The organism is Bifidobacteriaceae bacterium, assembly GCA_031281585.1.
Lineage (GTDB): Bacteria > Actinomycetota > Actinomycetes > Actinomycetales > WQXJ01 > JAIRTF01.
Genome location: JAITFE010000088.1, coordinates 1 through 12,460, shown reverse-complemented (window position 1 = coordinate 12,460; position 12,460 = coordinate 1). Strand labels below are relative to the sequence as shown.

Genomic DNA, 12,460 nt, shown 5'->3' with positions numbered 1-12,460 from the left:
TCTCACACTTCCGCCCTGGCCCGCGTCCACGACGCGCGGTTCGACGATGCGAACCTGCTGCCCGCCGCCGGGGTCCTCCCGGTGATGAGCCTGGCCCGCGAGGCCGGCCTCGCCGGCCTCGCGGAGCGCCACGTCAAGGTCCCGACGGACAAAGGGGCACGCCCGGGAGCGAAGGTGATGGCCGTCGTCGCGGGGATGGCCATGGGCGCGGACTCGATAGACGACCTGGACGTGGTGCGGGCCGGAGCGATGAGCGAGGTGGCCGGGTTCGCGTACGCGCCGTCCACGCTCGGCCAGTTCCTCCGGAAGTTCAAATTCGGGCACGTCCGCCAGCTGGACGCGGTCGCCGCCAGGCTGGTCCCCCGGCTCGCGGAGGCGTCCGGCCTGCTCGGCCAGGCCGGCGGGTCCGGGCGGGTGATGGCGGACATCGACGACTCGGTGGTCGAGGTCCACGGTTATCGCAAGCAGGGCGCGGGCCGCGGGTACAGCGGCGTGAAGGGCCTGAACATGTTCCTCGCGACCGTCGCAGGCGACGGGTTCCGCCCGGCGGTCATCGGCGCGAGGCTCCGCAAGGGGTCGGTGTCCTCCCCCAGGGGCGCGGCCCGCCTGATCCAGGACGCTTTGAAGACCGTCTCGCGCACCCACCTGGCCGGCAGGCCGGTCCTGATGCGCGCCGACTCGGCGTTCTTCGGGCGCCCCGCGATCTCCGCGGCGCTCAAAGCCGGCGCGGATGTGTCCGTGACCGCCAAGATGGCCAAGCCCGTCAAACGAGCCATCGCGGCCATCCCCGACGACGCGTGGGTCAAGATCAAGTACACCAACGCGGTCTGGGACGCCGACCAGCAGCGGTGGATCTCCGACGCGGAGGTCGCCGAGGTTCCGTTCACAGCGTTCGAGGCCCAGCGCAAAGCGAACCACATCGAAGGGCGCCTGGTGGTCCGCCGCGTCAAAGAGCTCAACCCGAAGGCGAAGGAAGGCCAAGACGAGCTGTTCCAGCTATGGCGCCACCACCCGGTGTTCACCACCCTGGACGCAGCGGAGGCGACCGCCGTCCGGGTCGACGAGATCCACCGGGACCACGCCGTCATCGAGCAGGTCAACTCGGACCTTAAAGCCTCCGCGATGGCGCACATGCCCTCCGGGGTGTTCACCGCGAACGCCGCCTGGCTGGTCCTGGCCACCATCGCGCACAACCTGCTCCGCGCGGCCGCGACCCTGACCGGCGACCCGAAACTCGGCAAAGCCACCACTCCGACCATCCGCCGCGAACTCGTCCACGTCCCGGGCCGCCTCGCCCGCTCCGGTCGGCGGTTCTCGCTCCACCTGCCCCGCGGGTGGCCCTGGCGCGAAGCCTGGACCGAGATGTCCGCGCGGATCGCCGCGCTGCGCCCGGCCCCGGCCTTGCTCGCCTGACCCGCCGAACGAACCCCCCGCCCCTGCTACCCGTGGAGACCACAAGTGGAAAAGCTGGCGCAGGCCAGCGGCACGATCGCGCCACCAGCCGCCCGCGCCGCGCCACGCGCCCCCCGCCAACCCCAGGCGCCGATCCGACACGCCACACGACCCCAAATCGGCGGATCGAGGCTTAGGCGACCGCCCAACCTGGCGGGCGAAGGCGGGGCCGGCGCGCGGCATCGTGCGCGGGAAAGCAAAGCCGGACCACCGTTCCGCGAGGGGAAGGCGGGGCCGGCGCGCGGCATCGTGCGCGGGGTGAAACCGTGCGCGGGGAAACCGCGGCGCCGGGGCTAGAACCCTTCCAGGTCAACCCCCAACGCCTGGGCCAGGCGCTCCACGTGCCCGGCGGCCCTGACGCGGTACTCGACCAATTCGATCAGGCCGTCCGCGCCGATCACAAAGGTGGAACGGATCACGCCGACGGTCGTGCGGCCGAAGGCCTCCTTTTCACCCCAGGCGCCATAGGCGTCCAAGACCTTGTGGTCCGGATCCGAGAGCAGCTTGAAGGGCAGCTTCAGCTTCTGCGCGAACGTCGCGTTCTTCTCCGCCGTGTCCGGGGACAGGCCGATCACCTGGTATCCGGCCTGCTCAAAGAACTTGGCCCCGTCGCGGAAGTCCTGCGCCTCAAGGGAGCAGCCGGGGGTGAACGCGGCCGGGTAGACGTACAGGATGACCTTGCGCCCCTTCAAATCCGACAAGGTCAATTGTTTGCCTTCGTCGGTCTCAAGGGAGAAATCGGGGGCTTTGTCGCCGGGTTTCAACTCTGCCATTGTGTGGTTTTCCTTCCTTCAGGGGCTGCGGCGAAGTGGGCTGCCGCGGTTGGCCGGGCATGGGCGGGCCAACGTCTTGCCATTGTCCTACGGAACGTCCCGGCCCTGCACGGGACCGGGGCTTTGTCCACACTGGGGCCGCTCCAACGAACGGACGGCGTCTCACTATGTGAGAAGGGCTTTCCAAAGGTTGGCGGGCCGCCTATTGTGGCCCGCATGCAAACCCGTCGAATGTGTCGCTGAAGCACCAGCGCACGTTCGACCTGCCCTGACTTGGTTCTCTTGACTAGGCGCCGCGTGGCCACCCGCTGAAACATTGACGACAGCTGTGGTGCGCCCGCATTCCCCCGGCCGTGCGCGGTCCCAAGAAAATGCCCCAGTCTCAAACAACCACGCACCTTGGTCTCAGCCGAGACCAGCCAAGATCAGGAGAAAAACCCAATGAGCCAGGAATGGTCCTTCGAAACCAAACAAATCCACGCCGGGCAGCAGCCCGACCCGGGCACCGGCGCCCGCGCCCTGCCGATCTTCCAAACCACGTCCTACGTGTTCCCGTCCGCCAAGACCGCCGCCGCGCGTTTCGCGCTGCAGGAGCTCGGCCCCATCTACACCCGCCTGACCAACCCCACGCAGGAAGTCGTGGAGAACCGGATCGCCGCGCTGGAAGGCGGCGCGGGCGGGCTGTTGACCGCCTCGGGCGCCAGCGCCACCACGCTGGCGATCCTCAACATTGCGGGCACCGGGGATCACATCGTCTCCGCCGCGTCCCTCTACGGCGGCACGTATTCGCTGTTCAACAACACGTTGCCCAGATTCGGCATCACGGTCACCTTTGTGGACGACCCGACCGACCTGGACGAATGGCGCCGCGCCATCCGCCCCAACACGAAGCTGCTGTTCGGGGAGACCATCCCGAACCCGAAGACCGACGTGTTGGACATCGAGGGGGTCGCCAAGGTGGCCCATGATGCGGGCCTGCCGCTGCTGGTCGACAACACCGTCGCCACCCCGTACCTGATCAAGCCGATCGACTGGGGCGCGGACGTGGTCATCCACTCCGCCACAAAGTACCTGGGCGGGCACGGCAACTCGATTGGCGGCGCCATTGTGGACGCGGGCCGCTTCGACTACGCCGCCGCCGGCAAATACCCCGGCTTCACCACGCCCGACCCGGCCTACAACGGCCTGGTCTTCGGCGAGGCCTTCGGCCCGAACGGCGTGTTCGGCGTGAACCTCTCCTACATCCTCAAGGTCAGGGCGCAGCTGCTCCGCGACATTGGCCCCGCGATCGCCCCGTTCAACGCCTTCCTGCTGGCCCAGGGCATTGAGACCCTGTCGCTCCGCATTGAGCGCCATGTCGCCAACGCCCAAAAGGTGGCCGAATGGCTTCAGGCCCGGAGCGACGTGTTGAAGGTCCACTACTCCGGACTTGAGTCGAGCCCCTACCGCGCGCTCGCCCAGAAGTACGCGCCGCGCGGACCGGGCGCCGTGTTGGCCTTCGAGATCGCGGGCGGGACGGAAGCCGGGCAGGCCTTCGTCTCAGCCCTCAAGCTCCACTCCAACGTGGCCAACATTGGCGACGTGCGCTCGCTGGTCATCCACCCCGCCTCGACCACGCATTCGCAGCTCACCCCCGAGGAGCAAGCCCTCTCCGCCGTCACCCCCGGCTTGGTTCGCCTGGCCGTCGGCCTGGAGGGAATCGACGACATCCTGGCCGACTTGGAATTGGGCTTCGCCGCCGCCCGCCAAGTCGCCGCCGGACCGACCGCCCCCGCCACGCCGTGACCATGACCGTGGCGGGCGCCAGCGCCGAACCGGGTTTCGAGGGCCGCGCCCCCGAGCCGGGCCAGCTGGTGCCCGCCACGGGCGCCTGGTTGGAGGGGGATCCGCCAGGCCACCGGCAGTTCCACCGGATTGGGCCGTTCCGCCCGGAACGCGGCGGCCTGATCGACGTGACCGTCGCCTACGAGACGTGGGGAAGCCTCAACCCCGCCGGCGACAACGCCGTCCTAGTCCTCCACGCCCTGACCGGCGACTCGCACATTCGCGGACCCGCCGGGCCCGGACACCCCACAGCCGGCTGGTGGACCGACCTGATTGGGCCCGGTGCCCCCGTGGACACCGACAAGTACTTCGTTTTGGCGCCGAACGTCCTCGGCGGTTGCCAGGGCACCACCGGCCCCGCCTCCTTGGCAGCCCCTGTCGGTTCGCACGGGGCGCCGGTTTTGCATGGGTCGCCAGTTTTGCCCGATGCCGTCCGCGCCGGTTCGCCAACGTTTTCCGCCTTGCCCGGCGCCGTGAGCCCGCCCCGCCACGGCCCCCGCTTTCCGTACATCACCGTCCGCGACCAGGTCCGGGTCGAGCTGGCCCTCGCCGATTTCCTCGGCATCTCCCAGTTCGCCCTGGTCATTGGCGGATCCATGGGCGGCATGCGGGTCCTGGAATGGGCCATCATGGCGCCCGACCGGGTGGCGCGGATCGCGCCCGTCGCCACCACCGCCAAGTCCACCGCGGACCAAATCGCGTGGGCCCACGCCCAACTGTCCGCGATCCGCAACGACCCGAACTTCCTGGGCGGCGACTACTACGACCAGCCCGACGGCGCCGGACCTCATGTGGGTTTGGGGATAGCCCGGCAGATCGCCCACACCACTTACCGTTCGGCGGTCGAGTTGGAGGGCCGCTTCGGCGGCGACGCCCAGGCGGGCGAGGAGCCGTTGGGGGGCGGGGGCCGCTACGCGGTCGCCTCCTACTTGGAGCATCACGCGGCCAAGTTGGCGCTGCGGTTCGACGCCAACTCCTACATCGTGTTGACCGACGCCCTCTGCGCCCACGACGTGGGCCGCGACCGCGGCGGGGTGGCGGCCGCGCTCGGGTCGATCAAGGCGCGGACCCTGGTGGTAGCGGTCGACTCGGACCGGCTGTATCTGCCGCGCGAATCCGCCGAACTGGCCGCGCTGATCCCCGGCGCGGGCGACGTGCACCTGGTCCACTCCGACTACGGCCACGACGGCTTCCTGATCGAGTTCGCCCAGTTGGGGCCGGTGGTGGGCGAGTTCCTCCGCGCCTGACGCGCGGCCGTGGCAGTTAGTTAGTTGACAGCGGCGGCCAGGCGGTCCAGCGCGGTTTCGATCACCGCGTGCGGGGCGGCGGCGTTCAGCCGCTGAAAGCCCCTCCCCTCCGCGCCGAAGCCCGGCCCGTCCGAGAGCCAGAGCCGCGCCTCGTTCAGCACCAAGCGCCGCAGGGCGGCCGGCTCCAACCCCAGGGCGCGGAAGTCCAGCCACGCCAGGTAGGTGCCCTCGGGGCGGGCGAAACGCACGCCCCGCAGACCGCCTTCGGCCACGCGGGACTCGATCAGCGCCATAGCGCCGTCCAGGTAGGCCACCAACTCGTCGACCCAGGCGTCGGCCCCGCCCCCGTAGGCGGCCTGGCAGGCCAACAGCCCCAGGCCGGGGTGCTGGCTGAGCCCTTGCGCGGCATAGGCGGCTTGGAGGCGGGCTCTGGCGACGGCATCGGGCACAAAAACGTTCGCCAACTGCAACCCCGCCAAATTGAACGTCTTAGACGGGGCCGTGGTGGTGACCGTGCGGGCGGCGACCGCCGGGTCCAGCGTGGCAGTCACCACATGCTTGTGGCCGGGATAGACGAAGTCCTGGTGGACCTCGTCGGAGATGATCCAAACGTCGTGGCGCAGGCAAATGTCCGCCAGGCGCGCGAGTTCGGCGCGGGTCCACACCCGCCCCACCGGATTGTGCGGCGAGCACAAGATGAACGCCGAGGCGTCCCGCGCCAGCGCCTCAAACTGGTCGAAGTCGACCTCGTAGCGGCCCGCGCTCTCCACCAGCGGGTTCTCCAACAAGCGGCGGCCCGTCGCCTTGACGACCTCAAAGAAGGGCGCGTACACCGGCGGCTGGATGATCACGCCCGCGTCTGGCGGCGTCAGCGCCTCCAACGCCAGGTAGAGGGCGTGCACCACCCCCCTCGTCAACACGGCGGCGCGCGGGTCGACCTCCCAGCCGTGCCGACGCGCGAACCAGCCCGCGAGCGCCTCGTAATACGCGTCCGTCGGCAGCGAATAACCGAAGATGCCGTGCCGCACGCGTTCCGCCAACGCCTGCGTCACCGCCTCCGGCGCGCGGAACGCCATGTCCGCCACCCACAGCGGCGTCGCGTCCGCGGGCACGCTGTAACGCTCCCGCGCCAACATGAGCGCGCCGGTGCCGCTTCGATCCACCACCTGGTCAAAACGCGACCCCTGCGCCGTGCCGTCCGCCAACTTTGCCTCCTAGATCCCGGTCTGCGCCAGAGCGGGCTGCCCCGACAAAGTAGCACGGGGCTCATCCGCCAACGGTGGTGGGCCGCCGCGCCCGGCGGCGTTCGGCGTGGCGGCGGTCGCGGCCGTTGCCCCGTTGAGAGCCTGCTCCAAATCCGCGACCAGGTCGCGGACGTCTTCCAGGCCAACCGAAAGGCGGAGCAGCGTCTCATCCAGGCCCAGCTCGCGGCGCTGCGCCTCCGGGACCTCGGCGTGGGTCTGGGTCAGCGGGTAAGTGATCAGCGACTCGGTGCCGCCCAGGGACTCCGCGAACTGGATGATCTTGACCGCCGCGAGGACTTGATGCGCGGCGGCCTGGTCCGCCACCCGGAAGGAGATCATGGCGCCGTGGCCGCTCGCCTGGCGTTCGTTGACGGCGCGGCCCGGATGGCCGGGCAAGCCGGGATAGTAGACCTCGCGGACGGCGGGATGGCTCTGGAGCCAAGTCGCCAAGGCGGCCGCGTTGGCGGTTTGGCGTTCCATCCGGACCGCCAGGGTCTTGATGCCGCGCTGCACCAGCCAGGAGTCGAACGGGGCCAGGGCGCCCCCCAGGGTGCAGCGGAGCGTGCGGACGCGCTCGCCCAGGTCCGGATCCCGGACCACAACCACCCCGGCCAGGGTGTCATTGTGGCCCGCCAGGTACTTGGTGGCCGAATGGACCACAATGTCCGCGCCCAGTTCGAGAGGCCGCTGGAAGTACGGGGTCAAGAAAGTGTTGTCCACTATCAGCAACGCCCCGGCCGCATGGGCGGCCCGAACCGCCGCCGCGATGTCCACGACGTGCATCATCGGATTGGTGGGGGTCTCAATGAACACCGCCTTTGTGCGGGGAGTGATCGCCTCTTCGATTTCCCGGTCGGTGCTCGCCCTGGTGAAACTGAGGCCGTTCTTCGCCGACACGTCGGCGAACAGGCGGTGCGTGCCCCCGTAAACGTCGGCGCTGACAACAAAGTGGTCGCCGGGGGCGAAAAGCTCCGTGATCGTTGAGATGGCGGCCATGCCGGAAGCGAAGCAGAAGGCGGCTGCCCCCGACTCAAGCGACGCCATGGTGCTCTCCAGAGAAGAACGGGTGGGATTGGCGGTGCGGGTGTAGTCGAAACCGGTGGACTGGCCGACTGCGGGATGGGCGAACGTGGCGGTCTGATAGATGGGTGTCGAAATGGCGCCGGTGGCGTCCGGACAGGGTCCAAAACCGTGGATACATCGAGTGGAAAGGCGCATGTCAAGGGTCCTTTGCGAAGCTGGTTGACGGGAATCGGCACGCGCGCCGCGCCGGGGCCGAAGGACCTTGGCAGGCTGTCTGCTGTTGCTGTTGCTGTTGCTACTGCTGCTGCTGGTGGTGCGACGCGCGGGAGGGCATTCGGCGGCGCATTCGAGCGCTCGCAGCCAACATCCGCGTTTCAGTCACGGGGCAACCCTACACGGCCCCGCCCCGCGGCGCCCGTCTGACCCCGGCCTGATCTTTACAATCGCCCGGTCTGCGGCGCGGGGAGCGGACCCTTGACGCCATCCCTGGTCTTTGGCTTCACGGCCTTGCCGCTGGTCGGCGGACGCGTAGACGTTGCCGACCAGCCCACAAGTCGTGACCGTGGTGGTGTGCAGCACCTTGGGTGTGCCGGTTTTCAGCGTGGAACGCCTCGCGCCGACGGGCGACCTAGCAACGTGTCGCAAACCCACTACACGCGGCTTCCACTCTGAGGTCGTAGGCTCAGATCGCGGGCGATGCCCGATCGGACAACTCGGCCACCCGCCTGGCGAACTCAAACTGATGCTTGCGGACTTCCTCGCCGGGCGGGACAGCCAGAAGCGCCTGTAACCGCCCGCCCCGAGAGCATCCCCTCCGACGCGTCCGGCACAGGACGGCGTCGCTTGCGGTGTTCAGTCCCAGGGGTTGATGATCTGGAGGCCGATTGCCGCTGAGTGCTTAGCGTTCCGCCTGGCCAGGGCCAAGCCACGAGAAATGGCAAGGGCCACGATGAAGCTGTCGGCGTCTGGGATGGTGCGGCCAGCGGCGCGCGCGGCGGCTCGCGGGGCGGCAACGTCGAAGACCAGGATGCGGCTAGCGAACTGCGGGAAGACTTCTTCCGTGACGCGTCGATGGAGCTCATCGCGCCGCCGGCTGACTGCCAGGACCGCGATTCCGTAGAGGACCTCGGCCACCGTCAAGGTCGAGAGATAGAGGGTTTCAATTGATTGACGGTCGAGCCACGCGATCACCCTGGGGTCGCCGGTGCCGGTCTTGAGTGGTTCGGACGCCACGTCGGTGTCAAGCAGGATCACCCGAAGCTCACCGGCTCTGAGATCTGGGCGCCGCACGCATTCCGTCTCCAGGCCGCCGGCCTCGGCCCCGATCTGAGGCAGCAGCGAGCCCAGCTTGACCCGGCCGACGGGTTCAGCGGCGCACAATCCTCCAGTCGGCGCCGAACGGCGGATTCCGTTACGCCAGGTCCGCCCAGTGGCGGATTCTGCGCCGCCGGCGCGTCGACCGGCGGATTACGCGCCGGGGCTCCCGTCGGCTGGCGGCTCCGGTCGCCAGGAGGCCCAGCCCGAAAAGCCGACGATGCCGTCCCGCCAGACCCCTCCATGACGGACTCCCGCCGCGCGCACACCCGCCGCTGGGGCAAAGCGGGGACCGAGAAGCACCCCCGTGTCCGCCGAAAGAGCTCAGCCCATCAAGTCCCCAAGGCACAACCTAAGCCAGGACGATCCCACGAATACGTTCAGTTCGTCGGCGAATCCCATCATTCTGCGCGCGGCCTGCCGGTCAACGCCGGGCACGGAGAGCCTGCCGACCACCACGGGAGGCCGTTCCGGCTCGTCTTCCGGGGTCCACAACCGGAAAGTGAACGGGTCGCCGTACTGCCCAAGGGTGGCCGCCAGGGTGCCGTCCGTGACAAATCGCCTTCGGCCCCGCGTCGCTTGTGGGGAAGGCGCGCTCCGAACAGCGGTACAGGTGGCGAATGGGGAAATCGACGTAGGTTGTCGCCCAGAGGCCTTCCCCGAGAAGAGTCGCGGCGTACACGTCGTCAATGACATCAGCGGCTTCCCAGAACTTCTCGAACGCGGACGTCGGCCAGAGAACCGCCCCTCGGCTCCCAAGCGGCTCCACGTACTGGCCGGTCTCCCTGCTGGCGCCAGGCGTGCCCCAGCCGCAGTTCCCAAACACCACCTGGCGGAGATTGAGCGTGCGATCGAGGCGCCAGGCGTGCCCCAGCCGTAGTTCCAAAGCACCCCTTCGTCGAAGTACCCGAGCCAGATGCTCCCGGACTTGGCCGCCCGCGCCACGCCGATACCGTCGCCAAGACACCCCTGCCGCAGAGACTGCCCGTCGCCGTCGTAAACTGACGGTGGCCAAGATAATCTCCTGCGTGCGGGTGGCCAGGCCGACCCCGCGCACTAGTTGAGACCACCGCCTAGATTCATCATCAACACGTCTCCTGACGCGCCGGGGGCACCCGGCGGATGCGCCAACACGCCGCCGGGCGGCCAGCCCAAAAAACGCCACCACGCCTCACCATGCGCGGGCCCCATCCCCAGCCCGAGCCACACGGCCCGGCCCAATAACCTGGAGCAGGGTGGCTCAAAATCGTGGCGGTTAGCACGCGAGCACGCTCGCCCCCTCCAACAGACCCAACAACAACTCCGGGGTCGGCTCCGGGTTCAACGCCAGAACCGCCGCCGCGTGGTCCAGGTAGTCCGCCGCCCGCTGCACCAAAGGCTGCGCGAAAACCTCGTCGTCCTCCTCATCCGTGCCCGGCTGTGCCACACCCTCCCACAACGACTCGGAAGCGCACGTCGTCACGGAAAAGAACGCTTCATACACCCATAGGCTTTGGGTGTCGGGGTCGTGGTCCCCCATGGAAGCGTCCGAGCAGGCCGAAGCGGCCACGGTTCACCCTGGGGTGCCGCCATCAGGTAAGACCAGCTCCAGCGACCGCTCCCGCACCGCGACAGAATCAGCGGCGACCAACCCGCTGACCGCGAAGTCGAACCCCCGCCGGCCGGCATCCGCCAACACGTCCCGCCAAGCCGGCGGCGCGACCCGCCCTGCCAACAACCCGGAGCCCGCCAGCCAGAACCAACCAGAACGGGCCCTGTCCGTCAGCCCCCGCACCCGCGCGGAAAGCCCTTCGAGGTAACGGTCATAACTCATTTCGCGGTCGCCCACGGGATCCTCAAATTCTGTAAAACCGGCGCGCGTCTCTCCGGGCATGGTACACGGGAAACGCCCATGGCCCTCACATCTGGCATGGCTTCGAGCAAGTTCTCCTCGGCGTGCCGCAGGTAACCTCCGGCGGCGCAGCCCAGAGTCGGGCCAATTCCCATTTCCGCCATTATCCGCCTCTGGCCCCGGCTGAATCCCGAACCGCTATTTACGGCGGCGACCAACAGGTTGCCCTGCTCGTTGACTCCAACGGCAATCGTCCGCCCGTTTAGCCGTCGTTTAGCCACGCCTGGGGCGTGGCTAATCCTGCTGGCCACGGCGGCGAACTCATCGGCGCCCAGGCCCCTTCCCGCTGGGGAGGCGGATGGTTGCAGATCCGGTCTCGCCCTGGGCGAATTCCGTGCCCTCGCCCGGCGGCCCAGCTTGGCTCGTGTGGACTAGACCCGTGCGAGGGTGGTTGGGGCGAGTTGGCGACATCGTGGCCGCTGTTGGCCGGTTTGGCCTTTGAATACCGGCCAACTAGGTTCCCTTTCGGTCATTCCACACATCCGAACGGGTCGGGGCGTAGTCCTCGAACTCCCACTGCCCGATGCGGCCGATCTTCTCACCGAGCTCTGGCCAATCGGGCGCGTCGAGCCTTTCGATCCGCTCCTGGATGAACCGAATGGCCGCAAGTAGGTCAAGAGGTTCCACGATCAGGTGGTGCAGACCGATTTGCGGACCGTGGCGCATGACCTCGCGGCGCAACCACAAAGGGGTGCAAACCAACACCTGGAACGATTCCTCACCTATGGAACCGCGAGGACCGACCAAGAACTGAAGCCACACGGCATCGTCCTCAGGATCTGAGGGCACGTAATCATCAATATCCACGTCGGCGCTCAACACCGACCGCAACTGGGCTCTCATGGTGGATCACATGATATGCAGACGCCCGTTGCCCTGCCAACGGCCGACCGCGCGGCCGGGCCTTTGTTCAAAGCTCGACTGCCATTTACCCATCCCGCGCCCATAACTGGGCGGACGCCATTGCCGCAAGCCGTCCACGCTTGCGCAGGTTTTGCCGTTTATCGACACGGGGGCGCCATCGCCAACCCAAACCGCTCCCGCTCTCCGCGTCCGGGCCGTCCCGGCCCTTCCCAGCGCACCATCATCTTTGCCCTTGGCCGCGCCCGCCCGTGCGTCGCCTCACCACAACTCGGCAAGCGGAGTCCGACAAGGGCGGAAAGGATCTTTGAGGTCGTTCAGGCGGCGGCCTTGTCGATGCTTTGGATCCGGAAGTCTCTTGGGCTGGCGGTGTTGAGGAACTCCCCGAGGTCGGGGCGCACCAGGATTTGGCGGTACGAGTTCAGGCCGTCGCCGAACCACTCCGGGCTCGCCACGATCGGGCCCCACGACGAGTCGGGCCTCAAGCGCATCGGCGGGAGCCGCCCCGCCAGGCCCGGAGGCGGGTTGAACGCCAACGGCCTCCACCGCTTCACGCCGCACGCCGGGCAGACCACCCCCGGTACGCCGTGGGCCGCCACGCTGGCGGCGTCCAACCCGTCCGGGTCGAACCACGCCCGGCCGCAGACCGGGATGACCAACTGCGCGGCGGCGCCGGGGCTCTCCCCATGCCACCCGACATCAAGGGTCTCGACGCCGAAAGCCTCAACGGCCGCGTCCGCCAGCGCCCCGGACAAACACACCCCGTCCCGCCACGAAACGGGCCACCAGCCGCCGGAGGCGTCCATGCCGCGCCCGTCCAACGTCAACACA

10 protein-coding genes and 1 pseudogene are annotated in these 12,460 nt (G+C 68.6%); 3 read left to right on the top strand and 8 right to left on the bottom strand.

The genetic code is table 11. From position 1 onward, the window contains the following. The first annotated feature begins 15 nt into the window (after positions 1 to 15). A complete protein-coding gene (locus LBC97_10515) occupies positions 16 to 1,413 on the top strand; it encodes an IS1380 family transposase (protein MDR2566461.1) in 1,398 nt (465 codons plus the stop codon). Between the two features lie 332 nt (positions 1,414 to 1,745). Here LBC97_10515 and bcp read toward each other — a convergent pair whose 3' ends face one another. Beyond that, the gene (gene bcp, locus LBC97_10510) at positions 1,746 to 2,225 is read right to left on the bottom strand and encodes a thioredoxin-dependent thiol peroxidase (protein ID MDR2566460.1); all 480 of its coding nucleotides are present in this window, start codon (positions 2,223 to 2,225) and stop codon (positions 1,746 to 1,748) included. 399 nt (positions 2,226 to 2,624) lie between these two features. On the opposite strand from bcp, the gene LBC97_10505 reads away from it, so the two are divergent. Both LBC97_10505 and LBC97_10500 read left to right on the top strand, forming a co-directional pair. Beyond that, positions 2,625 to 4,010, top strand: a complete 1,386-nt coding sequence (locus LBC97_10505) for a bifunctional o-acetylhomoserine/o-acetylserine sulfhydrylase (protein MDR2566459.1) — start codon at positions 2,625 to 2,627, stop codon at positions 4,008 to 4,010. Between the two features lie 2 nt (positions 4,011 to 4,012). After that, complete coding sequence (locus tag LBC97_10500) at positions 4,013 to 5,296, top strand: homoserine O-acetyltransferase (GenBank protein ID MDR2566458.1); 1,284 nt, start codon at positions 4,013 to 4,015, stop codon at positions 5,294 to 5,296. A 20-nt stretch (positions 5,297 to 5,316) separates the two neighbouring features. Here LBC97_10500 and LBC97_10495 read toward each other — a convergent pair whose 3' ends face one another. The 7 genes and pseudogenes from LBC97_10495 to LBC97_10465 all read right to left on the bottom strand — a co-directional run. After that, on the bottom strand, positions 5,317 to 6,501 hold the full coding sequence (locus LBC97_10495) for a pyridoxal phosphate-dependent aminotransferase (protein ID MDR2566457.1): 1,185 nt from the start codon (positions 6,499 to 6,501) through the stop codon (positions 5,317 to 5,319). A 135-nt stretch (positions 6,502 to 6,636) separates the two neighbouring features. After that, positions 6,637 to 7,758, bottom strand: a pseudogene (locus tag LBC97_10490) (PLP-dependent aspartate aminotransferase family protein). Positions 7,759 to 8,415: 657 nt separating this feature from the next. Further along, the gene (locus LBC97_10485; GenBank protein ID MDR2566456.1) at positions 8,416 to 8,943 is read right to left on the bottom strand and encodes a PIN domain-containing protein; all 528 of its coding nucleotides are present in this window, start codon (positions 8,941 to 8,943) and stop codon (positions 8,416 to 8,418) included. A 1,189-nt stretch (positions 8,944 to 10,132) separates the two neighbouring features. Then, positions 10,133 to 10,426 (bottom strand): hypothetical protein, encoded by a 294-nt coding sequence (locus tag LBC97_10480; GenBank protein MDR2566455.1) that lies wholly within the window; start codon positions 10,424 to 10,426, stop codon positions 10,133 to 10,135. 3 nt (positions 10,427 to 10,429) lie between these two features. Beyond that, on the bottom strand, positions 10,430 to 10,690 hold the full coding sequence (locus tag LBC97_10475) for a hypothetical protein (protein ID MDR2566454.1): 261 nt from the start codon (positions 10,688 to 10,690) through the stop codon (positions 10,430 to 10,432). Positions 10,691 to 11,221: 531 nt separating this feature from the next. Beyond that, a complete protein-coding gene (locus LBC97_10470; protein ID MDR2566453.1) occupies positions 11,222 to 11,611 on the bottom strand; it encodes an immunity 8 family protein in 390 nt (129 codons plus the stop codon). 335 nt (positions 11,612 to 11,946) lie between these two features. Further along, positions 11,947 to 12,460, bottom strand: a 514-nt coding sequence (locus tag LBC97_10465) for a hypothetical protein (protein ID MDR2566452.1), incomplete at its 5' end; no start/stop codon positions are given.

Bases quoted from the DNA above. Each gene is read 5' to 3' on its own strand.
- LBC97_10500 (MDR2566458.1), top strand. From the start codon at position 4,013: ATGACCGTGGCGGGCGCCAGCGCCGAACCGGGTTTCGAGGGCCGCGCC.
- bcp (MDR2566460.1), bottom strand. From the start codon at position 2,225: ATGGCAGAGTTGAAACCCGGCGACAAAGCCCCCGATTTCTCCCTTGAG.
- LBC97_10470 (MDR2566453.1), bottom strand. From the start codon at position 11,611: ATGAGAGCCCAGTTGCGGTCGGTGTTGAGCGCCGACGTGGATATTGAT.
- LBC97_10475 (MDR2566454.1), bottom strand. From the start codon at position 10,690: ATGAGTTATGACCGTTACCTCGAAGGGCTTTCCGCGCGGGTGCGGGGG.